Annotated in this window: 19 protein-coding genes and 1 other RNA gene; 13 read left to right on the top strand and 7 right to left on the bottom strand. The window is 33.5% G+C overall.

What is annotated here, in order from left to right; genetic code table 11:
* The first annotated feature begins 19 nt into the window (after nt 1–19).
* Nucleotides 20–2,449 (top strand): phenylalanine--tRNA ligase subunit beta, encoded by a 2,430-nt coding sequence (gene pheT / locus YQ22_RS18460; RefSeq protein ID WP_071342385.1) that lies wholly within the window; start codon nt 20–22, stop codon nt 2,447–2,449.
* On the opposite strand, the gene YQ22_RS18465 is transcribed toward pheT, so the two are convergent.
* Complete coding sequence (locus tag YQ22_RS18465; protein WP_071342386.1) at nt 2,450–3,022, bottom strand: fasciclin domain-containing protein; 573 nt, start codon at nt 3,020–3,022, stop codon at nt 2,450–2,452.
* A gap of 207 nt (nt 3,023–3,229) precedes the next feature.
* On the opposite strand from YQ22_RS18465, the gene YQ22_RS18470 reads away from it, so the two are divergent.
* On the top strand, nt 3,230–3,952 hold the full coding sequence (locus tag YQ22_RS18470) for a hypothetical protein (protein WP_071342387.1): 723 nt from the start codon (nt 3,230–3,232) through the stop codon (nt 3,950–3,952).
* A 12-nt stretch (nt 3,953–3,964) separates the two neighbouring features.
* Here the strand turns inward: YQ22_RS18470 and YQ22_RS18475 are convergent, their stop codons facing one another.
* Both YQ22_RS18475 and YQ22_RS18480 read right to left on the bottom strand, forming a co-directional pair.
* Complete coding sequence (locus tag YQ22_RS18475; protein WP_071342388.1) at nt 3,965–5,086, bottom strand: hypothetical protein; 1,122 nt, start codon at nt 5,084–5,086, stop codon at nt 3,965–3,967.
* Between the two features lie 35 nt (nt 5,087–5,121).
* The gene (locus YQ22_RS18480; protein WP_058102930.1) at nt 5,122–6,744 is read right to left on the bottom strand and encodes an ABC-F family ATP-binding cassette domain-containing protein; all 1,623 of its coding nucleotides are present in this window, start codon (nt 6,742–6,744) and stop codon (nt 5,122–5,124) included.
* A 179-nt stretch (nt 6,745–6,923) separates the two neighbouring features.
* Here YQ22_RS18480 and YQ22_RS18485 point away from each other — a divergent pair, with 179 nt between their 5' ends.
* Nucleotides 6,924–8,306, top strand: a complete 1,383-nt coding sequence (locus tag YQ22_RS18485) for a DUF4369 domain-containing protein (RefSeq protein ID WP_071342389.1) — start codon at nt 6,924–6,926, stop codon at nt 8,304–8,306.
* On the opposite strand, the gene YQ22_RS18490 is transcribed toward YQ22_RS18485, so the two are convergent.
* Entirely contained in the window at nt 8,303–9,112 is an 810-nt protein-coding gene (locus tag YQ22_RS18490; protein ID WP_071342390.1) for an SDR family oxidoreductase, read from the bottom strand. The genes YQ22_RS18485 and YQ22_RS18490 overlap by 4 nt on opposite strands.
* Before the next feature lie 89 nt (nt 9,113–9,201).
* An RNA gene (ffs, locus tag YQ22_RS18495) (signal recognition particle sRNA small type) lies at nt 9,202–9,300 on the bottom strand.
* 134 nt (nt 9,301–9,434) lie between these two features.
* Between ffs and YQ22_RS18500 the strand changes: the two genes are divergently transcribed.
* From YQ22_RS18500 to YQ22_RS18530, 8 genes are all read left to right on the top strand, one after another.
* Nucleotides 9,435–10,490: a glutaminyl-peptide cyclotransferase gene (locus tag YQ22_RS18500; protein ID WP_071342391.1), complete on the top strand. Its 1,056-nt coding sequence runs from the start codon at nt 9,435–9,437 to the stop codon at nt 10,488–10,490.
* Nucleotide 10,491: 1 nt separating this feature from the next.
* The gene (locus YQ22_RS18505) at nt 10,492–10,881 is read left to right on the top strand and encodes an acyl-CoA thioesterase (RefSeq protein ID WP_071342392.1); all 390 of its coding nucleotides are present in this window, start codon (nt 10,492–10,494) and stop codon (nt 10,879–10,881) included.
* Between the two features lie 26 nt (nt 10,882–10,907).
* Nucleotides 10,908–12,434, top strand: coding sequence for a hypothetical protein (locus YQ22_RS18510; protein WP_071342393.1), 1,527 nt, complete (start codon nt 10,908–10,910; stop codon nt 12,432–12,434).
* Between the two features lie 144 nt (nt 12,435–12,578).
* Entirely contained in the window at nt 12,579–13,310 is a 732-nt protein-coding gene (locus YQ22_RS18515) for a LytR/AlgR family response regulator transcription factor (RefSeq protein ID WP_071342394.1), read from the top strand.
* Nucleotides 13,311–13,446: 136 nt separating this feature from the next.
* The gene (locus YQ22_RS19140) at nt 13,447–13,623 is read left to right on the top strand and encodes a hypothetical protein (RefSeq protein ID WP_156894600.1); all 177 of its coding nucleotides are present in this window, start codon (nt 13,447–13,449) and stop codon (nt 13,621–13,623) included.
* Nucleotides 13,624–13,715: 92 nt separating this feature from the next.
* On the top strand, nt 13,716–15,752 hold the full coding sequence (locus YQ22_RS18520) for a tetratricopeptide repeat-containing sensor histidine kinase (RefSeq protein WP_071342395.1): 2,037 nt from the start codon (nt 13,716–13,718) through the stop codon (nt 15,750–15,752).
* 76 nt (nt 15,753–15,828) lie between these two features.
* Nucleotides 15,829–16,497: a response regulator transcription factor gene (locus YQ22_RS18525; RefSeq protein ID WP_058102938.1), complete on the top strand. Its 669-nt coding sequence runs from the start codon at nt 15,829–15,831 to the stop codon at nt 16,495–16,497.
* A 155-nt stretch (nt 16,498–16,652) separates the two neighbouring features.
* Entirely contained in the window at nt 16,653–17,291 is a 639-nt protein-coding gene (locus tag YQ22_RS18530) for a hypothetical protein (protein WP_071342396.1), read from the top strand.
* 26 nt (nt 17,292–17,317) lie between these two features.
* Here YQ22_RS18530 and glyA read toward each other — a convergent pair whose 3' ends face one another.
* The gene (glyA, locus tag YQ22_RS18535) at nt 17,318–18,592 is read right to left on the bottom strand and encodes a serine hydroxymethyltransferase (RefSeq protein ID WP_071342397.1); all 1,275 of its coding nucleotides are present in this window, start codon (nt 18,590–18,592) and stop codon (nt 17,318–17,320) included.
* A 246-nt stretch (nt 18,593–18,838) separates the two neighbouring features.
* Between glyA and YQ22_RS18540 the strand changes: the two genes are divergently transcribed.
* Entirely contained in the window at nt 18,839–20,023 is a 1,185-nt protein-coding gene (locus tag YQ22_RS18540; protein WP_071342398.1) for a hypothetical protein, read from the top strand.
* Between the two features lie 29 nt (nt 20,024–20,052).
* Here YQ22_RS18540 and ytxJ read toward each other — a convergent pair whose 3' ends face one another.
* Nucleotides 20,053–20,448 carry a bacillithiol system redox-active protein YtxJ gene (ytxJ, locus tag YQ22_RS18545; protein WP_071342399.1) on the bottom strand — a complete coding sequence of 132 codons (396 nt, stop codon included), beginning with the start codon at nt 20,446–20,448 and terminating at the stop codon, nt 20,053–20,055.
* A 156-nt stretch (nt 20,449–20,604) separates the two neighbouring features.
* Here ytxJ and clpB point away from each other — a divergent pair, with 156 nt between their 5' ends.
* On the top strand, nt 20,605–23,205 hold the full coding sequence (clpB, locus tag YQ22_RS18550) for an ATP-dependent chaperone ClpB (RefSeq protein ID WP_071342652.1): 2,601 nt from the start codon (nt 20,605–20,607) through the stop codon (nt 23,203–23,205).
* Nucleotides 23,206–23,250: the final 45 nt, after the last annotated feature.

Consider the following 23,250-nt stretch of genomic DNA (forward strand, 5'->3'; position numbering starts at 1 on the left):
CGGCCTATAAATGTTTTGAATGAAAATATCATACAACTGGCTTAAACAGTTCATACAAATAGATTGGGAATCACAAAAAACCGGTGAACTTTTAACGGATTTGGGTTTAGAGGTCGAAGGAATTGAAAAATTTGAATCTGTAAAAGGCGGATTAAAAGGTATTGTTGTAGGACACGTTTTAAGTTGTGAAAAGCATACAAACGCCGATAAACTTAAGGTGACCAAGGTTGACATAGGTCTAGATGCCCCTGTACAAATTGTTTGCGGAGCTAAAAACGTAGCTGCCGGGCAAAAAGTACCTGTAGCTACTATAGGCACTACACTTTATACTTCGGAGGGTGAAGCATGGACCATTAAAAAAGGTAAAATAAGGGGCGAAGAAAGTTTTGGTATGATCTGCGCCGAAGACGAACTAGGTCTTGGTGATAGCCATGATGGAATTATGGTTTTAGAAAAGGACCTAAAACCTGGTACACCTTGTGCCGATATCTTTGCTATTGAAGAAGACGAAGTATTCGAAATTGGCTTAACACCTAACCGTGCAGACGCCATGAGCCATTTTGGTGTTGCAAGAGACCTTAAAGCAGGCTTAAAACAAAAAGAAATTACTAAAGAACTGATCACCCCTTCTACTAGTCACTTTAATATTAATGACCGATCATTAAAAATTGATGTAGATGTAGTTAAAACCGAATTAGCACCTCGTTATTGCGGAATTACGATTAGCAATCTAATCATACAGCCCTCTCCTACTTGGTTACAGAATAGATTAAAAGCCATAGGATTAACTCCTAAAAACAATGTAGTAGATGCTACCAATTACGTACTACATGAGCTTGGGCAACCTTTACACGCTTTTGATGCAGCTAAAATAAAAGGCAATAAGATTATTGTTCAAACCTTAGCTAAAGGCACTAAGTTTACCACTTTGGACGGAGTTGAAAGAACACTACATGAAGACGATTTAATGATTTGTGACACCGAAAAGCCATTGTGCTTGGCAGGCGTTTTTGGCGGTTTGGGTTCTGGTGTAACTGAAGAAACAACATCTATTTTCTTAGAGAGCGCCTATTTTAATCCCGTATCTATTAGAAAATCAGCAAAAAGACACGGTCTTAACACTGATGCTTCGTTTAGGTTTGAGCGTGGTATTGACATTGAAAATGTGGAGTACAGCTTAAAACGTGCAGCACTTTTAATCAAAGAAATTGCAGGAGGAGAAATTACCTCTGACATTTATGACCTCTACCCTAAGAAACAGCCTAATTTTGAAGTATTTCTTGCTTTTGAAAAAATCAATAAGTTAATTGGACAAGAAATTCCTCAAGATACCATTAAATCTATATTGGCTTCTTTGGACATTAAGGTAAAGAACGTAACTGAAGCCGGCATGGGTCTTGAAGTACCTTCTTACAGAGTAGACGTACAAAGACAAGTTGATGTTATAGAAGAAATTTTAAGGGTATATGGTTACAACAACGTTGCATTTAGCCAAAAACTAAACGCCTCTATTGCAACCACTACCGCTGCTGCAGACCATAAAATACAAAGCACTATTGGTAATTCACTGGCATCTAAAGGTTATAATGAAATTTTAACCAATAGCTTGACCAACCCTGAATATACTACATTAATTGAATCTGATGAAGATGAACATAGGTCAATTGAAATCATTAACCCTTTAAGCGGTGACCTATCAATTTTAAGAAGAACATCTCTATTTTCAGCATTGGAAGCTGCTAGCTACAACATAAACCGTAGGCGATCCAGTCTTAAATTATTCGAGTTCGGAAAAACATATTATGCAAAAGGTGATAAAAGAATTGAGCCTAAATACCTTAGCATCTTATTAACCGGCAACACTGCACCGGATAGCTGGACAAGTAAAGCAATGGCAACTAATTTTTTCGAATTAAAATCAATTGTCCAATCAGTACTATTAAGATTGGGGTTAGACAATTTAAAAAGTGAACCTACATCTTCCCCTATCTTTTCAGAGGGGCTAACATTTACCTATAAGAAGAACTCGCTGGTATCATTTGGATTGGTTAAAAAGTCCATATTAAAACATTTTGACATTAAGCAAGATGTATTATTTGCGGACTTTGACTGGGGCTCTATTTTAAAGCAAATTAATCCCACGCCCGTAAAGTATAAGGAAATCCCTAAACATCCTGAAGTAAAAAGGGATTTTGCCCTTCTACTTGATCAAAAAGCTACATATCGTGAACTGCATGAACTTGCTTTCAGTGCAGAAAGAAAATATTTAAAGGATATGACCTTGTTTGATGTGTACGAAGGAAAAAATTTACCGGAAGGGAAAAAATCGTATGCCGTAAGCTTTACCTTGCAAGATGACAAGAGTACTTTGACCGAAAAGCAAATAGAAAAAATTATGTCAAAGCTACAAAATAGCTACGAACGTAATTTAGGAGCCAGCCTAAGGTAACTATAACATTTTTTCAGGAACAAAAACGGTATCAATCTCATGAATGATGCCGTTTGATTGATTTGAGTCTGCCGTAGTAATCATAGCATGATTACCAAATTTATCGGTTAAGACAATATCAATACCTTGCATTGAAGCCGTAATTTCATCGCCTTGTATGGTCGTAAATTTAGCTATGCCATTTCCTCTACACATTGCTTTAAGTATACTAGATGCCGATAATTTATCTGCAATGATGTGATAGGAAAGCATCGCCTTTAAGGTCCTTTTATTTTCCGGATCAAACAATTTATCCAATGTTGATTTTGAAAGTTTTTCAAATGCGAGATTAGAGGGCGCAAAGACAGTAAACTCCCCATTATAATTTAAGACTTTATCCAAATTAACCGCTCTTAATGCATTTAACAAACTAGAATGGTTTTCAAAGCTTTCCGTTCGTTCTAAAATTGACTTTTCCGAAGGTAATTTTGAAATTAAATTATCGAACTTAAATTCAATTGCATTGTCCTGCGCATGCAAACTAAACCCAAAAAATAGGGCACACAGGGACACGAGGGATGTCCATTTTTTCATAATAGTTGGTTCTTAAGGGGCAAATGTTCTAAAAATCGACGAACGGGTCAATTTCATCGTCAATATACAATTTGAACCCATTTACACCTAGTTCAAATTATCGAAAAAATAAATTTTAACATTTTATTAACTTTTAATTAAGTTGAACAGAATTAACATGAAAACACTAATTACTTAACTTTGAGTGTATTGCTTAAAAAAGAACATATGTTACTGCCTAAAACAAATATTGAACAGAAGCTATCTTCTATTAAAAAGAAACGAATTTTAGCTGAAGACATAGACCTTAAACAAGTGTATTCCATATTATCCAATCTTGATAATGAATTAGATAGAATAGAGAACAATGTAATTATTGGTAATGGCGTTGCGAACAATAAATTCAATATTGATTTATTGAACAGTGACAAGATTTATCACACCAAAGAAATTAAACAGATATGTATAGATTATCGATTACGTTTTCTTGATACCAAGTATTTTAAAGGCACTATACCAGCTGAAGGGCTTTCAAAAATTAAAGCCCTTGAAAAAGAACACGATACGGAAATCAAGGGTTTTAAAATTATTGCTCCTTCTAAGCTATTTAAGTTAGAGGATAAAGATGACCCACTATTGTTTGCCCCTATTGGAAATGGCTATTACTATTTAATACACCAATGGGGCAATGACCTTCATCCTTTTAGAAAATTATTAATGTGGCCTTTTAAAAACATGGCGAACCTTATTATACTAGTATTACTAATTAGTTTCCTAGTTACTTTAATGATCCCAAACGGTCTATTTTCCAAATCAAGTACAAACGCTCAATTTTGGATTCTATATTTCTTCATGTTTAAATGTATAGCCTCTGTAGTTATTTTTTATGGCTTTGCATTAGGTAAAAACTTTAGCCCTGCTATATGGAACAGCAAATATTATAACAGTTAAACCAGTTAAATTTTAATTGATAAATATGGTTTGAGGTATACCGGAGACGTCTATATTATCTATCAATTTAAAATCGGGCGAAGGTGTTATTCTTAGTATACCTCCTTCATTGTTCGCTCCCCTTTTTTGATAACCAATTAGTATGTAATTGTTCTTATCATCATATGCAATAGCCGTAGTACCAGCTATATTATATTTTACATTTAATTCAGAATCCGATAAAAAGTTCTCAAACAAATAAACTACAGTTCCGTTCCTATTAAAATCATAGGTAGCAGGTACTTCTTTAATAGCTGCATCTGGCATGTATTTTTGAAAATAAAATTTGCCATCATTACCAATATGATAATCCTGAGTAGAAATAAATCCCGGTGCTGTATCTTGCCCATAAGTAGTATAGACCTTATCTAAGGTCATTGGATCAATTGTCGTATGCAATTCAGGATAACTCACTATTATTTCACCAGAATCATTCTTAAACAACCTTAACGCGTCATAACCCAAATCTACATTGACCATTACATCTAGGGTGTTTAAGTCTATTACCGATAAATGATATTCATTGAACACAAATTCATTTAAAGTTAAAACAAAAAGATTGCCCGAGGATTCCACAATATCTACAGGTTTATTATCACTGGTAACCTCTGAGTAAGCTGAAGGATTGTCCAAAGAACTTACCCTTACTACATAATGTTTGTCCTTACCCGCCAAATCTACTTCATATGCAGCAAAAACATTATCTTCATTATAAGTTACAGAGGCTACGCTAACATTACAGGCATTTAAATCATTGAACAGCTGAACTGTACCAGAAGTCTGATTTTCTGAATTATACCATTGCAAAGCAGCTTCGCAATTGACTGTATAAAAATACCCTAAGCCATTTACAGATTTTATTTTTATAGCACTTGTAGGTATATTGCCTAAAGAGACTACTTCACTTTCCGTAGCCAAATTACCCTCATTATCGCGCACAATAACGGCATTTACGTTATCGTTCGTTTTTAAAAAGACCGTATAGTCTACAGCTATATTAGTAGATGTTTCTTCTTGTTGCTCATTGGTAGATTTATCGCAGGCAACGAAACTTAAGGCCAACACAAAGCAGGCCACAAAATTGTAGGTTTTCATAAAACATTGATTTGGGTTAATCTATTATTCTATGCTTAAACAGCGTACATTTTATTACGCTGGTCTTTTAATGCCTTGTCAGACATATATTCATCAAACGTAGAATATCTATCAATGTTGCCTTTTGGAGTCAATTCTATAATTCTATTTGCCACAGTTTGAGCAAATTCGTGATCATGTGTTGTAAAAAGCACCGTTCCTTTAAAGTTCTTCAAAGAGTTGTTAAAAGCTGTAATACTTTCAAGATCCAAGTGGTTTGTTGGCTCATCCAGCATTAATACATTAGCACGCATTAACATCATTCTACTTAACATACAACGAACTTTTTCACCTCCTGATAGTACCGTACATTTTTTAAGTGCCTCTTCTCCACTAAACAACATTTTACCTAAAAAACCTCTAATATAAACCTCTTCTCTTTCCTCCTCGGTTTTGGCATACTGGCGCAACCAATCTACAAGGTTAATGTTATCTGTAAAGAAATCAGAATTATCTGCTGGCAAGTAAGACTGAGTGGTAGTAACACCCCACTGGTAAGATCCTTTATCAGCCTTTTTATTACCGTTTATAATTTCATAGAATGCAGATGTTGCTCTAGAATCTCTAGATATAATAGCAACTTTATCTCCCTTAGCCAGGTTTATATTAATATTATTGAACAACACCTCTCCTTCTTCCGTAGAAGCGGAAAGACCTTCAACGTTCAAAATTTGATCCCCTGCTTCTCTTTCCCTATCAAATATAATTGCCGGATATCTACGGCTAGACGGTTTAATATCATCAACCTTTAACTTGGAAAGCATTTTTTTACGTGAAGTTGCTTGTTTACTTTTTGCAACGTTTGCACTAAATCGAGAAATAAACTCCTGTAATTCTTTTGCTTTTTCTTCAGCCTTCTTATTTTGTTGTGCACGTTGGCGAGCAGCTAATTGACTACTTTCATACCAAAAAGTATAATTCCCTGAGTATAGGTTTAGTTTACCAAAATCTATATCTCCTATATCTGTACATACCGTATCTAAAAAGTGACGGTCATGACTCACTACTATTACCGTATTCTCATAGTCTGCCAAGAAATTCTCTAACCAACTAATTGTTTCATAATCCAAGTCGTTGGTAGGCTCATCCATAATCAATACATCTGGATTACCAAATAACGCCTGTGCCAGCAACACTCGAACTTTTAGTTTAGAATCTAACTCTGACATTAGGGTATAATGCATATCGGCATTAATACCAAGGTTAGAGAGTAGGGCGGCCGCATTACTATCTGCATTCCAACCGTTCATTTCCTCAAACTTCACTTGTAACTCCCCTATTCTATCTGCATTCTTATCATCATAATCAGCATAAAGAGCGTCTATTTCTTTTTTGATTTCATACAGTGGTTTATTACCCATAACCACAGCTTCTAAAACCGTATATTCATCTGCAGAGTTGTGATTTTGCTCCAGTATGGACATTCTTTTACCAGGCTCCAAATGTACATGACCAGAAGTTGGATCGATCTGTCCTGCCAATATCTTTAAAAAAGTAGACTTACCAGCTCCGTTAGCACCAATAATACCATAACAATTACCTTGCGTAAAGGCAACGTTTACTTCATCAAATAAAACTCTTTTCCCAAATTGTACAGAAAGATTAGAAACAGATAACATAGAAACTAAATTTTAAAAATCCGTGCAAAAATACAGAATTTATAGGCTTACACGGCTTAGATTTTAATCTAATTCTTTAAAAGATTCTTAAGTTAGCACTTCATAACATTTAACTAGCTATTAACAACATCTGGTGATCTTGTTTATTATTTTTGACTATCACCAGTCCCATATACTATATGATAAGAATTTTACTCTCTACTTGCGTAGCCTTATTAGTGGGTTGTTCCTCCACAAAAAAAGATTCTGACACCGTACTTTTTGCTGGTGAAATTGTAAACCCAACAAGTGATCAAGTAATTTTACTTAAAGGTGGATCAAAAATAGATTCAGCAAAACTTGATGAAAATAACAGGTTCAAGTTTAAATTATCTTCAGTTGAAAATGGTCTTTACCATTTTAATATAGCTCCAGAACACCAATATGTGTATTTAGAAAAAGGTGATAGCCTTATGGTTAGGCTCAACACTATATATTTTGATGAATCTTTAGTTTTTTCTGGCAGTAATGAAGAAACAAATAATTTTCTCTTAGATCTTTTCTTGGCAACAGAAGTAGAAGATTCTGACATGTATTCTGAATACTACGAATTGGAACCCTTGGAATTTTTAGAGAAAATCAAATCTCTAAAGCAACAAAAAGTCAATAAACTAAATGAACTGAATGCTGAAAATTTAATTTCCAATCAAGCTATTAAATTACTAACGGGGAGCATTGACTATACCTACAACAGATATAAAGAAATATATCCTTTTAGACATAAAAGAAAAACAGCAGAGGAAAATTTTCATGACTTACCAAAAGACTTCTATGCCTATAGAAGCGACATAAATTACGATGACCATACGCTAACTTACCTAAGACCCTATTATGACTTCATGAAAGCTCATTTAGGAAATTTATCTTACATGACCTGTATGGATAACTGTGGCGATATTCATGAAAACGTAAGCAAACAATTACATTACAAAAAACACAAGCTCCATTTAATAGATAGCCTTGTAGTTGAAAAGGAATTAAGGGACAACTTATTTAGAAATGTTGCATTTGACTACCTATTAAAGAAAAAAGATGCTCCGGAAAACACAGAAATTTTCATCAAAGAATTTAAGAAGGTCTCAAAGAACAATATGCACTTAGCGGAAATTGAGAATCTTTATCAGGGAATTGCAAATCTTCAACCCACCAAAATGATTCCCAATCTTTCTGTTCTTACTTTTGAAAACGAATCAAAAACGCTAACGGAGATTGCCGCAAACAAAAAGGTATTATTCTATTTTTGGTCTGGCACCAATAGAAAACAGTATTTAGATATCTTCAAGAGAATTGCTGTACTGAAAGAAAACAAGCCTGATCACGAACTTATAGGTATTAATATTAAAACCGACTATGACCAGTGGAAGAACATACTAACCACACTTGGTGTAGACCCAACTTTACAATATCATAGTAACGATTTTAAGGAACTTACCGAAAAATTGGTGTTATATCCCATCAATAAAGCTATCATAACGGACAACTCTGTAATTGTTGACGGTTTTTCAAATATTTACAAAAATTAATGAGAGCTATGGCTTTCCAACAATTTCTCAAACCAAAGTCCTGGTAATATATTTTTAAGTGTCAATGAAAATTTTTGAATGAAGGAACCAACTTTATAATGAGGTTTTGGATTTTTTGTTTCAATAATTTTTGCAATTTTTCTACCTACATCAGCCGGGTCCCCTCCACTATCAACATCAGCATCAATAGCCTCAAGAGTATTCTGGTAATCACGTTTATACGGAGAATTATCATACACAGGAGTATGGTACCTACCAGACGCAATATTTGTTGCAAAATCTCCCGGAGCCAATGTGGTAAGCTTAACACCAAATTGTTTGGTTTCCATTCTATAGCTTTCGGTAACAATTTCTAAAGCACCTTTAGATGCCGAGTAAATACCTCTATAGGGCAGCCCCATATAACCGGCAATTGAAGTAATATTAATAATAAGACCATTTTTTTGACCGCGCATGATGGGCAAAATGTTGTTCATTACGTTCAATGGGCCATTAAAATTTGTTGCAAAAGCATTAAGTACTTCTTCATGCGGTGTTTCTTCCATAGGACCGGTAATACCTATACCTGCATTATTGATCAATACATCAATCTTATTTTCTTTCCCTAAAAGTGTATTGATACATTGTTTAATGGTTTCTACATTTCTGACATTCATTTCCAAAAGAGGAAAATCTGTAAATGAAGGATATCTACTTACATCACGAGTTGTACCGTATACGATGTACCCTTTACTTTTTAAATGTATGCCTATTGCTTTTCCAATTCCTGAAGACCCACCTGTTATTAGTACTACTTTTGTTTTCATTTTAAAGAAAATAAGTGATGCTAAATTTTATATAGATTTGATTTTGAATATATTACCCAAGGTTAAGTTCTTTCACTTTTGGGTACAAAAAAAGGCAAGCTACCTACATCGCACCGCTACGACCGTATACCCTTGCTGCGTTCCCACCCTGGGGGATTCTACAGGAGCTGGTCGTGTAGGACTTGCCGGGTGCAAATATACAATCTTTTAAAACTTTGACAATCCTTTTAGTTTCTAATTTTTATGAATTAAATTGCCTTTTATTAACAATCACTCATGCTTTTAGTGGATTACCACTAATTCTAAAACACCGATTTACTTAATGAATATCTTCAAAATAATCTGTATTATTCTTATTACCAGCATTTTCACTTCTTGCGGTAGTGGCAACCAAAAAGCCTCTTCATTATTTGAAATTAAATTAGAGAATAATTTAAAACAAATAAATCAAAATCAAGAAATAGGTGTTTCCATCAACAACAAGAAAGAAAAACAGATAGAAAGTGTGGAATATAGTATGGACAACACTACTTTATCTGTGAATAATGGTAAAATTAAAGTCAATCTGCCTACACTAGGGCATAAAGTTTTAACTGCTAAAATTACTTTTGATGGTGAAACTGTTGAAATAAACAAGAATCTCAAATTACTATCAGAAAAGGCTCCGGAGATATATACATATAATATCGTAAATGAATTTCCCCACGATACCAAAGCCTACACCCAAGGTTTAGAATTTTACAACGACACTCTTTACGAATCAACAGGTAAAAAGGGTCAATCTTTTTTAAGAAAATTAAACTTTAAAACAGGAGAAGTATACAAGCAAATAGACTTAGACGCCGCGTATTTTGGTGAAGGCATTACAATTCTCAATGACAAAATCTACCAACTTACTTGGCAAAGTGGCTTGGGCTTTATTTACGACCTAAATACTTTTAAAAAACTTGATAATTTTCAATATGGAAAAAGTCGAGAAGGTTGGGGATTAACCAATGATGGTACAAAAATTTTTAAAAGTGATGGTACGGAAAAAATTTGGTTCATAAACCCCAACACCATGACAGAAGAAGGTCATATAGAAACAGTGACCAATTCCTCTATTTTTAATTCTGCCAATGAACTGGAATATGTAGATGGCAAGATATATGCCAACGTATATCAAAAACCAAGTGTTATGATCATTGACAGCAAAACCGGTGCAATTGAAGGGGTTATTAATTTTAGTGGCTTAAGCAATAAAATAACCAAAACAGATAATTGGGACAAAGTAAATTATGTTCTCAACGGTATTGCCTACCATCCAGAACGAAAGACATTTTTTGTTACCGGCAAATTTTGGGATAAAATGTTTGAAGTTCAAATACAGAAAAAATAGAATGAATTCATTTCATAAAGAAATTACAGTTACTGTAGATGACTTAGATGATTTAAACCATGTTAATAATGTAAGATACGTTCAATGGATTCAAGACATTTCCAAAGAGCATTGGCAAACAAAAGCATCTCCCATAATGCAAGATGAAGTTATCTGGGTAGTATTAAGTCATCATATTGAATATAAACGTGCGGCGGTTTTGAACGACCGAATTAAAATAACTACCTATATAGACTCCAGTTCAGGTGCAAAGTCAATTAGAGTGGTTGAAATGAAACACGCTGTTACCAACAAGCTACTTGTAAAATCAAGCACAGAGTGGTGTCTTCTAGAAAGCAAATCTTACAAACCCATAAGAATTCCAGACGATATAAAGGAAATTTTCATATAACTTAGGTGTTGTAAAATTAGAATCACGTGCGTACCAAAATATTTATCATCTTACCGCTGCTATTTGCCATTTTATGGTCCGCATCATGTAGAAAAGATTTTGAATATGCACCCAGTAATGGTCATCTTTCTTTTTCCAAGGATACTGTCTATCTAGATACGGTATTTTCAAATATTGGTAGTAGCACGTACACGTTAAAGGTTTTTAATGACACGAAGGACGATGTGGTAATACCTAATATAGCTCTTGAAAATGGCACTGCGAGTTTCTACAGACTTAATGTTGATGGTGTCGCCGGTAAAGAATTTAATAATATACCTATTTATGCAAAGGACAGCCTTTTTATTCTAATTGAAACAACCATTGATATTGTAGAACCCACGGCTAATGAATTACTTTATACAGACGCTATTCAGTTCGATAGTGGGCCGTATCAACAATCTGTACAATTAGTAACCTTAGCAAAAGATGCCATATTCCTTTACCCAAAGGACAAATTAAAGAGTCAATCTGAAATAATAGATGTTCAAGTTGACGAATCAACGGAACCTATAGAATTAGAAGGATTTGTGCTAACAGACGACTATTTAACCTTTAAAAACGATAAACCCTACGTAGTTTATGGCTACGCTATAGTTGAGGAGAACAAAAAATTAAATATTGAGGCTGGATCTAGAATACATTTCCATCAAAATTCTGGTATTTTGGTAAAAAATGGAGGTTCCATTTCAATAAATGGAGAGCTCAGTGACAACCAAGAACTCTTAGAAGGGGAAGTACTATTTGAAGGTGATAGGCTTGAACCGGATTTTGATAACGTTACAGGACAATGGGGCGCCATCTGGATAAGCTCTGGAAGTCAGAACAATACCATTAATTATTTAACCATTAAGAATGCACAAATTGGTTTGTTTGTTGAAGGAAAGGAAAACAATCCGGAATCTACCCTAACCATAACAAATACCAAAATTTTCAACAGTTCTACCACTAATCTTTGGGCAAGAAATGCAAATATTACAGGGGAAAATTTGGTAATAGGCAGTGCTGGCAATTCGTCTTTACTTATAGAAAATGGTGGATATTACAGCTTTACACATTCAACTATATCCAATTATTGGAACAAAGGTTTTAGGTTCAATGCTGCTTTGGAAATTAGAAACGATACTAGAACCAATCCTGAAGTAGCATACGACTTGCAAAAAGCAGAATTTAAAAACTCAATTATTGATGGCAATAGTCAAATTGAAATTTCATTGAACCCTAACGGGCAACATACATTTAATTATTCCTTTGAAAATTGCTTTATAAAAATCAATGAAAGTAATGCTTCAAATTACCCCGATAACACGGCATTTTTTAGCAATATCATTAAGTCCGGAGAACTAGATTATTTTTCACCCATTGATAATGATTTTAGAATAGGATTTGAAAGTGAAGCCCTTAACAAAGGGGATTTAAATACAGCAAACGCCGTACCTTATGATATTTTAGGAGTTTCAAGAATATCTTCTCCAGATTTAGGAGCTTATCAAGCAATTGAAAAGGAATTTTAGTTATAATTCTTATTTATCTGCAAGATTTTTCGCTCACAAACCCCATAAACATTGATTTTATAAATATATCCTCTGTTTTTATAAGGACATTCTAGGTCAACTTTTTATAACCTATGTTTAATTTCGTGGTATACGCTATATCATTTGAATTATACTTACACCATAATAGACTCTGATGCTGTTTCAAATTTACAGCTACATGCTTTCTTAGATGAGTATGGCGATTTTGAGTGTATAAATACCACGAACAACCCTTCTGATGGTTTAAACGATATTCTTAAATATTCCCCAGATATTGTTTTCATAAACCTAAATAATGACTATGCCTCTGTTTTTTTAATGATTACCGAGATTCATCAATATATGAATCAGCTTCCTATTTTGATCGGTATTGCGGCAACCAAAAATTACGCATATGATGCAATCAAAAACGGTTTTTTTGATTACTGGTTGCAACCATTCAATGAATTTGATATTCGTAAATCATTGATGAAGCTTCAAAAGCGCATGCCAAAGGAAAAAGCACCGGCTACCCTATGCTTAAAATCATATAACGATTTTCAATATTTAGACACCAATGATATTTTATATCTAAAGGCAGATAATAATACAACGGAGTTTTTCATGAAAGACGGCACAATTATTAATGCCTATAAGACGTTAAAGACTTTTGAGAATACCCTGCCCAAGAACTTTATGCGTATTCACCAAAGCTATATTGTAAACACCAATTATGTCTCTCGTATAAATTTTGGTAAATCTATATGCGCCATAAAAAAGGTAAACGAAAATATCCCATTCTCTAAATCTTACCGTGAGAATATGGACAATTTAAAAAGCATACTCAACAAAAACACACTTTCTGCCTTAAATTAATGAATTCTCTCAAAATTAGGTCATATACTCACAGAACCTAATCATCCACTCATAGCTGTGATTTTATCATTTGTTACCGGCTTTATCATATTACTTTGGTAGTATAATAAACCAAAAACCCCTTAAAACACACAGTATGAAAAAAGTAACAAGTATTTTAGCAGTAGCAGTAATGGCAGTTGGTATGGCTTCTATGTCATCTCAAAATATATCAAATGAAATTGAAAATGTGAACGATATCTCAAAATATTTATCCTGTGACGATTGCTCATTGCCACCAGATGATAGAAAACCACCAAAAAAGATTGCATAGATTTAAAAAATATAAATACAAAAAAAGCCTTTAACGCGAACGTTAAAGGCTTTTTTTATACCTTGGTTTTAATATACCGATAAAATCTATTTTTGAACAAGCTTTATAATTATATATCCGCACTTTTTCTACTTTGTTTAAGCTGCACAAAAACTGAACCCAAAGAAGAGATACCGTCAGCATTTGTAACAAAAGATAGTATTTCTATATGGTCTGCCGAAAGTTATGAGGCAGAATCTAAAAGAAAATTAGAACTACAATATAAAGCTTACCAATTCGCAATAAATTCACCAACAGATTCTTTAAAAAGCTTACATTTTTCTAACCTCTCTTACAATCAACAATTTATTTCCGACAGTTCATTATACCGACAAATAAATAAAGAAGCAATTTTAGCGAACCAAAAAATTAAAGATACCGCTGCTATAGGTGCGATTTATTGGGATTTAGCTTATTTTATGGAAAATAGAATTGCCTATGATAGTGCATTTTATTATTACTCAGAAGCTCTTAACCTTTACAACCAAATAAATTATAAAGAAGACGTTGGCCGGTTGTATTTAAATATGGCCAGTATTCAAATGAAGATTAAAGACTATATTGGCAGTGAAGCCAATACCATAAAAGCGATTGAATATTTTAAAACATTAGAAAATAACAACCATCATCTATATAGAAGTTATAATCTTTTAGGAATAATTTTAACAGATTTAAAAGAATATGAAAAATCTTTAGCCTATTATAATGAAGCCCTTTTCTATTTAGAAAAAATTCCAGAGAATTACATGGATGAGGCTAGTGTAATAAACAATATTGGCGTAAGTTATAGAAACAACAAACAATATGACAAAGCCATTGAAAATTTTGAAAAAGTATTAAGTATTGACAGTATATTAACAAAAAGGACGAGTTTATTTGCATTGGCTCTAAGTAATTTAGCGACTTCAAAACTCTACAAAAAGGATACCTCTAATGTTCGTGACTTATTTAATCAAGCCATAAAAATTAAAAAAGAGGTAAATGATCTTGGAAGTATTGCTACCAGTTATTATAATTACGCAGAATTTGAAGCTTTTGCCCATGACACTACCGCAGCTATCCATAAAGCAAAAGTAGCAGAAAGCTTAGCTATAGAAGGAGAGTCCAATGAACGTCTTTTAAAAACTTGGCAGTACTTAGCCATTTTAGATAAAAATAACGCTTCAGATTATTTCAAAAAATTTACTAAACTAAATGATAGTCTACTATCTGAAGAACGCAAACAACAAAATAAATTTGCCCGTATACGTTTTGAAACTGACGAATTTATTGCAGAAAATATTGAGTTAGAAAGTGAAAAACAGGTTCTTTCCAAGCAAAAGCAAATTTGGATAGGTATTGCTACTGGTTTCTTTTTACTGGGGCTATCTGTCTACATCATTATCAACCAACGTGCAAAAAATCAAAAATTAAGGTTTGACCAGCAACAGCAAGCCAACAATCAAGAGATTTTTAATTTGATGTTAATGCAAAAGCAAAAAGTAGATGAAGTAAAAAGGCTAGAGCAAAAACGAATTTCAGAAGAACTACATGATGGTGTTTTAGGCAAAATGTTGGGTGCAAGAATGATACTAACAGGTTTAAATAAACGTGCCACGGATGAAGCTATTCAAGAAAAATCAAAAGCCCTGGGATCATTACAAGAAATTGAGAATGAGATTAGAGCAATTTCACACGAATTGAGCCATAGCGCTTATCAAAAAATTAGCAACTTTACAGATTCAGTAGAAACACTGCTTGCCAATAATCGCAACACCAAAATCAAAACTATTTTCCACTTCAATGAAGATGAAAACTGGGATAGCCTAGCTGGTGAAATTAAAATTAACGTATACCGAATTATACAAGAAACTTTTCAAAATGCAATTAAGCATTCAAAATGCTCATTCTTTGAAGTTACGTTTTACAGAGATGATGAACAGTTTAATGTCATTATGAGCGATAATGGTATTGGCTACAATGTAAATAAGGGTAAAAAAGGAATTGGAATTAGAAATATTACTTCTAGAATTGAAAAATTAAATGGTTCATTTCATATAGACTCAACCGAAGGCCAGGGCACTACCATATCTTTAAATATCCCCATTTAAAATAGAAAGTAATAATTTTACAAATAATAATAGTTTATATTAATACGTTTAGTAAATTAGATTAGAATCACAACTTATGAACACTGTACGAATTTTAGCGGTAGATGATCATGAAATGACTGCTCTTGGATATAAATATATCTTAGAAGATTCTGAATTTGACAACTTTAATGTTAAAGTTGAAATAGCCACGAACTTCGAAAAAGGAAAGAGCAAAATCGAAATGTCAAAAAGAGCAGTACCTTATGACATTATTTTATTGGATATTCAGTTGTTCTCTCCAGAATCCAAAGACCCAAGAACTGGTATAGATTTAGGTATAGTTGCAAGAAATGAAGTCCCTAAATCAAAAGTTGTTTTCATGTCATCTTACAGTGATAACTACAGAATTAATAACATTTTTAAAACGGTTAATCCTGATGGTTATATGGTTAAATCCGAGATTGATGAAATGTCTCTTAAAACCATGGTTGAAACAATAGCAAACGATTCACCTTACTATACCGCTAGTGCATTATCTGCAATTAGACGAAGAATGTCGACAGACATTGTTATTGATGAGCAAGATCAGAAAATATTATATCATTTATCTCAAGGAATACACACTAGAGACATAGCCCCTTTAATTGGATCTGCAAATACAACTGTTGAAGCTAGAAAAAGGCAACTAAAAGCACTTTTTGACGTTAAGAACGGAAATGACCTTGCCTTAATTAACGAGGCTAAAACAAGAGGATTTCTATAGAATTAACATGTTTTTAAATTATTGATTTACAGGGTTTTATAAAAATTTAATTCATTTTATAATAATATCCTCTGAAATTCTAAGGTTTTTCTATATCAGATTTTGAAGTTAGAAAAGTATCTTTATGATAAAGAATGCTATAAATTTCTACTCGTATGCCATTTAATTACGAAAATTTTATTAATAATTCTAAATCCGAATATACCAAGGAAATCATTGGTATAGATGAGTTTTTAAAATCGTTAGACTTCCATTATTTCTCTAGTGTTAAGCTAAATAACAAGCATATTACATTTAACTCAATTAGCTTAGTTTTGGAAATTTCCTGCAATTTGGATTTATTAGAACTACTAGCCCATTTTAATACGGATAGATGGGGGCATAACGGCAAAGAAAAATCTCCACTACAACAAGAATTAGAAATTCTTGACTTAAAAAACAAGTACCATATTGATATTGAAGAACTAACATTCTTTTTAAACGACACAAGTGTTGTTATAAAACGTATTTATGACAAAAGCATACCCACCCAGCTGAATGACATATTAAAACAGATTGCGTTTAATTATGTGTTTCTAACAAGAGGATTAACACAAAAACCATATGAAATTTTTGTCCCCATTTTTGAAGACACTCTTGAAAACCCGGACAATAACGAAGAGGAAATGAATATTGCTCCTAAATCGTACTCTGAATTTTGGGGCATATATCTAGATAAAGATGATGAGGCCTCTATCTATGATGTAAATAAAAATACATATGTAAATGGTGATTTGGAGTTTTTATCTGAATAAAAACCCCAAATCATTACTAAACTTACTTAGGCATTAAAAATTGGTCTTGTTTTCATCATTTCGTTGACCTTACCTCTAACCTCTTTTATTATTGATTCATTATCAGGATTCATAATTACCTGATCAATAAATTCAACAACCTTTTCCATATCAGATTCCACTAGGCCTCTAGTAGTAATTGCTGCTGTCCCAAATCTAATACCAGATGTTACAAACGGAGATTTGTCATCAAATGGCACCATATTCTTATTTGCTGTAATATCAGCCAACACTAAGGCTTTCTCCGCATCTTTACCAGAAATATCTTTGTTTCTTAAATCAATAAGCATCATATGGTTATCGGTACCATCAGAAATAATATTGTAATCTAGTTTTACAAAGGCCTTAGCCATGGCATCGGCATTTTTCTTTACTTGAGAAATATACGTAGCATATGAATCTGTCAAAGCCTCACCAAAGGCAATTGCTTTACCAGCAATAACATGCTCTAAAGGTCCTCCTTGATTTCCTGGAAAAACCGCTAAATCCAATAATGCCGACATTTTTCTTAAGTTTCCATTCTTAAGTTTTATACCAAACGGATTTTCAAAATCCTTGCCCATCAATATTAAACCTCCCCTTGGTCCTCTTAACGTTTTGTGAGTTGTTGTCGTAACAATGTGACAATGCGGAATTGGGTCACTTAAAAGCCCTTTAGCAATTAAACCTGCAGGGTGAGAAATATCTGCAAGTAAAATAGCATTTACACTATCGGCAATTTTACGAAAACGTTCAAAGTCCATATCCCTTGAATATGCAGATGCACCTGCAATTATCAATTTTGGTTGTTCTTTTGTTGCTATTTCCTGAATTTTATCATAATCCAACCTTCCGGTTGCCTTATCTACTCCATAAAAAACAGGGGTATACAATCTTCCAGAAAAATTTACGGGAGAACCATGTGTTAAATGACCTCCATGTGATAAATCAAAACCTAAAATTTTATCTCCTGGCTTTAAACATGCATGATATACAGCTGCATTTGCTTGCGACCCAGAGTGTGGTTGTACATTCGCATATGCTGCACCAAATAACTCTTTTGCCCTATCTATGGCCAATTGCTCTACTTTATCTACTACTTCACAACCACCATAATACCTTTTACCAGGGTATCCTTCGGCATATTTATTGGTAAGTACAGAACCTTGAGCCTCCATTACTTGAGGACTTGTAAAATTTTCAGAGGCAATTAACTCAATGCCGTTGATTTGGCGTTGTTTCTCTTCTTCAATAAGATTAAAAATTGTGGTATCGCGTTGCATGTGCTATATCTTTTAAATAAGTGGCAAAAATACAAATAGCACACTTAAAGAAATATAAAAAATGACACAATCACATAACTTATTTATTAAAATAAGTTAATAACTACACCTCTATCAAAGGCTTATATAATGACAACTATATGTCGTTTATCTAAAATATACTATTAAGCGTCTTAAAACGTTAACTATAAAATGAATTATGGCACGGCTGTTGAATAACATCTATAAATTTTAAAAATATTAGATATGAAAAAATTTCTACTATTTAGTTTTATTGGACTACTACTAGCTTGTAGTGGAGTAAAAAAAACGCAGGAGGCTCTAAATTCGGGAAATTATGAGACTGCTATTAACAAAGCAGTAATCAATATTGCCGAAAACAAGACCAAAAAAAGTAATCAACAATATATTGTTCTTCTAGAGGAAGGGTTTAAGAAGAATACCGAAAGGGAACTACAGCACATTAAGTTCTTAAAAAAGGATGGTAATGCCGCAAACTATGAGGAGATATTCAATACATACAATAGATTAAAATCTATACAAGAGAGAATTCGTCCTTTACTACCATTGCATATTCAAGATGAAGGTAGAAAAGCTCAGTTCAATTTTAAAAATTATGATGACGATATCATAGCCTCAAAAACAGCTTTATCTGAATTTCTATATAACAAAGCAACTACCCTATTTTCAAATGCTAATTATAAATCCGATTATAGAAATGCTTATAGCGACCTTAATTATTTAAATGAAATAAACCCTAACTATAAAGATGTGGTCTCTAAAATTGATGAAGCATACCTAAAAGGGCTAGATTATGTTATTGTGAACATGACCAATAATACTGACCAGATAATTCCAAAAAGATTGGAAGATGAACTTTTAAATTTAAATACGTACGGATTAAATACAAACTGGACAGAATATCATACCAACAGAATTCAAAACCAGTTGTATGATTACCAAATGGAGGTGTCTTTTCAAGACATAAATATTTCTCCTGAACAGATCAGGGAAAAACAAATAAGTAAAGAAAAACAAATTAAGGATGGTTATACTTTTGTTGAAGATCAAAATGGCAATGTTGTTGCTGACAGTCTTGGCAATAGTATTAAAGTGGATAAGTTTAAAACTGTTAGATGTGATTTTTACCAATTTACGCAATTTAAAAGCGCACAAGTTACAGGTGTCGTAAGCTTTATCGACTTAAAAAAACAACAAAAAATTAATCAATATCCTTTATCTAGTCAATTTGTATTTGAGCATGTTTATGCCAATTACGATGGGGATAAAAGGGCTTTAGATAATGACTTGGTTTCTTTATTACAATTGGCCAGAGTACCATTTCCCAGTAATGAACAAATGGTTTATGATGCCGGTGAAGATTTAAAGAACAATCTTAAAAACATACTGAACAATCAACGCTTTAATTAAAAAAAAGCCCCGTAATTACGGGGCTTTTTTTATACATATTGATGTATATTTATTTCTGAAATTGACCCATGTGAATCATGTACCACTACTTCCCCATTTTTTATGATCAAAAGTTGTGGAGATTGATGGGTTACCCCAAATTCTGACGCAACACCATTAGAGACATCCCTATGAGCTAGTAGATCCAGAAAATACAAATCCATTTGTCCTTCTTCCAAACTATAACTGCCTTTAAACATATTTAAAACCATTCTGCTTATTCCACACGTGGTAGAATGCTTAAATATGAGTTGGGGCTTACTATTTGAAGCTTCCTTAATATCCTTTAACTGATCTATAGATGTTAAGGATATCCAAGGTATATTAGATGAATTATCACCTTCCCCACTCTTTGAACCTCCAAATAATCCACCAAATAATCCCATAAAATCCTTAATTTAATATTGTTTTCAAATACAGTAAAACTGACTAAATGTCGTTTGTTTAAGCAAAAAATACGCCATTTTGTCTTGCAATCTTAAATGGTAAGATTGTTGAAATACCCTGTTCAAAAGTATTACAATAAACTAAAATTAAAGATAATGAACATAAATAATTTCACAATAAAATCACAAGAGGCTATTCAACAAGCCCAGCTGATTGCCCAAAATTTCGGACATCAGCAAATTGAAAACGAACATCTATTCAAAGCCCTTTTAGGCGTAGAGGAAAATGTAATGCCTTTTTTAATTAAAAAATTAGGTATCAACTTTTCTTTGGTTCAACAAATTCTTGATAAGGAGTTATCCAGTTTTCCTAAAGTACAAGGTGGTGAGTTGCAATTTTCTAGAGAAGGTGGTAAAACTTTAAATGAAGCCAGTATTATTGCCAAAAATATGGATGATGAATACGTATCCATTGAACATCTCTTTTTAGCTATTTTAAAATCAAAAAGTAAAATAGCACAGATTTTAAAAGATCAAGGTGCCACCGAAAAGCATTTGGCTTCTGCAATTAATGAATTGCGAAATGGCGAAAAGGTTACTTCCCAAAGCGCTGAAGACAGTTATAACTCTTTAAAGAAATATGCCAAAAACTTAAATGAGTTAGCTGATAGCGGTAAATTAGATCCGGTGATCGGGCGTGATGAAGAAATTCGCAGAATCCTACAAATCCTATCTAGACGCACCAAAAACAACCCTATTTTGGTGGGTGAACCAGGTGTAGGTAAAACAGCAATTGTAGAAGGTTTGGCCCATAGAATTATTCAAGGAGATATTCCAGAAAACTTAAAAGATAAGGTAATTTATTCTCTAGACATGGGTGCCTTAATTGCAGGTGCAAAATATAAAGGTGAGTTTGAAGAGCGCCTTAAGGCCGTTATTAAAGAAGTTGTTAGTGCAGATGGCAATATCATCCTTTTCATTGATGAAATCCATACACTAATTGGAGCTGGTGGTGGCCAAGGAGCTATGGATGCGGCAAATATTCTTAAACCTGCTCTTGCCAGAGGAGAGCTTCGCTCTATTGGTGCAACAACTTTAGATGAATACCAAAAGTATTTTGAAAAGGATAAAGCCCTAGAACGAAGATTTCAAAAAGTCATGGTAGATCAACCAGATACAGAGAGTGCCATATCAATTCTTAGAGGTATTAAAGAAAAATATGAAGCACATCATAAGGTACGTATTAAGGATGAGGCCGTAATTTCTGCCGTTGAGCTTTCTCAACGTTATATTACCAATAGGTTTTTGCCAGATAAAGCAATTGACCTAATGGATGAAGCTGCCTCTAAATTAAGAATGGAAATCAATTCTAAACCAGAGGAATTAGATGTGCTTGATCGCAAGATCATGCAGATTGAAATTGAGATCGAAGCCATAAAAAGAGAAAATGATAAACAAAAGCTACAGGTTTTAAACCTAGAGCTTGCAAACATTAAGGAAGAACGAAATGAAATTTTTGCACAATGGGAAAGTGAAAAATCTGTAGTTGATAATATACAACAGACAAAACAGGATATTGAAAATTTCAAAGCTGAAGCAGAACGTGCGGAACGTAATGGTGATTATGGTCAAGTTGCGGAAATCAGATACGGTAAAATAAAGGAAGCGCAAGAGAAACTTACACAATTACAAGACGACCTTAGCAATCAACAACACTCGGGAACATTAATCAAAGAGGAAGTTACCAGTGATGATATTGCCGAAGTTGTAGCTAAATGGACAGGTATACCTGTGACCAAAATGCTGCAAAGTGAGCGTGAAAAACTATTGAAGCTAGAAAGTGTACTTCATAAAAGGGTTGTAGGACAAGAAGAAGCCATTGAAGCCGTATCCGATGCAATTAGAAGAAGTAGAGCTGGTTTACAAGATGCAAAGAAACCAATTGGATCATTCCTTTTCTTAGGTACTACTGGCGTCGGTAAAACCGAGCTTGCCAAAACGCTTGCCTCATATTTATTTGATGATGAAAATGCCATGACTAGAATTGATATGAGCGAATATCAAGAAAGACACTCGGTTAGTAGATTAGTTGGTGCACCTCCAGGATATGTGGGGTATGACGAAGGCGGACAATTGACGGAAGCCGTGCGAAGAAGACCTTATTCCGTTGTATTATTGGATGAAATTGAAAAAGCACACCCAGATACTTTCAATATTCTATTGCAAGTATTGGATGAAGGCAGGTTAACGGATAATAAAGGTCGTGTTGCAGATTTCAAGAATACTATTATTATCATGACCAGTAACATGGGGAGCGATATTATACAGGAAACCTTTGAAAATACTGATGATGTTTATAGCGCATCTGAAACCGCAAGAATTGAAGTTCTTGGACTTTTAAAGAAAATGGTTAGGCCCGAGTTCATTAACAGAATTGATGACATTGTAATGTTCACGCCTTTAACCAAGGATAACATTAAAGAAATTGTTAGACTTCAATTAGAGCATTTAAAGAAAATGCTTGATAAGCAGCAGATAACTCTTGACGCTACTGAAGAAGCTATCGATTATTTGGCCGACAAAGGTTTTGACCCACAATTTGGTGCAAGACCGGTTAAAAGAACCATTCAGAAAGAGGTACTTAACAATATGTCCAAATCCCTTTTAAGTGGAGAAATCAAATCTGACAGTATTGTGTTGTTAGATGCTTTTGATAACAGTTTAGTATTTATAAATCAAGAGGATATTACCGTTTAATTTAAACAATTAGGATAAATGGCGTTCATATTTTTATATGGACGC

The organism is Maribacter sp. 1_2014MBL_MicDiv, assembly GCF_001865655.1.
In the GTDB taxonomy this organism is placed as follows: domain Bacteria; phylum Bacteroidota; class Bacteroidia; order Flavobacteriales; family Flavobacteriaceae; genus Maribacter; species Maribacter dokdonensis.

What these genes read in the sequence shown, in the direction of transcription:
- pheT (WP_071342385.1), top strand. Translation starts at nt 20, where the DNA reads ATGAAAATATCATACAACTGGCTTAAACAGTTCATACAAATAGATTGG.
- YQ22_RS18465 (WP_071342386.1), bottom strand. Translation starts at nt 3,022, where the DNA reads ATGAAAAAATGGACATCCCTCGTGTCCCTGTGTGCCCTATTTTTTGGG.
- YQ22_RS18470 (WP_071342387.1), top strand. Translation starts at nt 3,230, where the DNA reads ATGTTACTGCCTAAAACAAATATTGAACAGAAGCTATCTTCTATTAAA.
- YQ22_RS18475 (WP_071342388.1), bottom strand. Translation starts at nt 5,086, where the DNA reads ATGAAAACCTACAATTTTGTGGCCTGCTTTGTGTTGGCCTTAAGTTTC.
- YQ22_RS18480 (WP_058102930.1), bottom strand. Translation starts at nt 6,744, where the DNA reads ATGTTATCTGTTTCTAATCTTTCTGTACAATTTGGGAAAAGAGTTTTA.
- YQ22_RS18485 (WP_071342389.1), top strand. Translation starts at nt 6,924, where the DNA reads ATGATAAGAATTTTACTCTCTACTTGCGTAGCCTTATTAGTGGGTTGT.
- YQ22_RS18490 (WP_071342390.1), bottom strand. Translation starts at nt 9,112, where the DNA reads ATGAAAACAAAAGTAGTACTAATAACAGGTGGGTCTTCAGGAATTGGA.
- YQ22_RS18500 (WP_071342391.1), top strand. Translation starts at nt 9,435, where the DNA reads ATGAATATCTTCAAAATAATCTGTATTATTCTTATTACCAGCATTTTC.
- YQ22_RS18505 (WP_071342392.1), top strand. Translation starts at nt 10,492, where the DNA reads ATGAATTCATTTCATAAAGAAATTACAGTTACTGTAGATGACTTAGAT.
- YQ22_RS19140 (WP_156894600.1), top strand. Translation starts at nt 13,447, where the DNA reads ATGAAAAAAGTAACAAGTATTTTAGCAGTAGCAGTAATGGCAGTTGGT.
- YQ22_RS18525 (WP_058102938.1), top strand. Translation starts at nt 15,829, where the DNA reads ATGAACACTGTACGAATTTTAGCGGTAGATGATCATGAAATGACTGCT.
- YQ22_RS18530 (WP_071342396.1), top strand. Translation starts at nt 16,653, where the DNA reads ATGCCATTTAATTACGAAAATTTTATTAATAATTCTAAATCCGAATAT.
- glyA (WP_071342397.1), bottom strand. Translation starts at nt 18,592, where the DNA reads ATGCAACGCGATACCACAATTTTTAATCTTATTGAAGAAGAGAAACAA.
- YQ22_RS18540 (WP_071342398.1), top strand. Translation starts at nt 18,839, where the DNA reads ATGAAAAAATTTCTACTATTTAGTTTTATTGGACTACTACTAGCTTGT.
- ytxJ (WP_071342399.1), bottom strand. Translation starts at nt 20,448, where the DNA reads ATGGGATTATTTGGTGGATTATTTGGAGGTTCAAAGAGTGGGGAAGGT.
- clpB (WP_071342652.1), top strand. Translation starts at nt 20,605, where the DNA reads ATGAACATAAATAATTTCACAATAAAATCACAAGAGGCTATTCAACAA.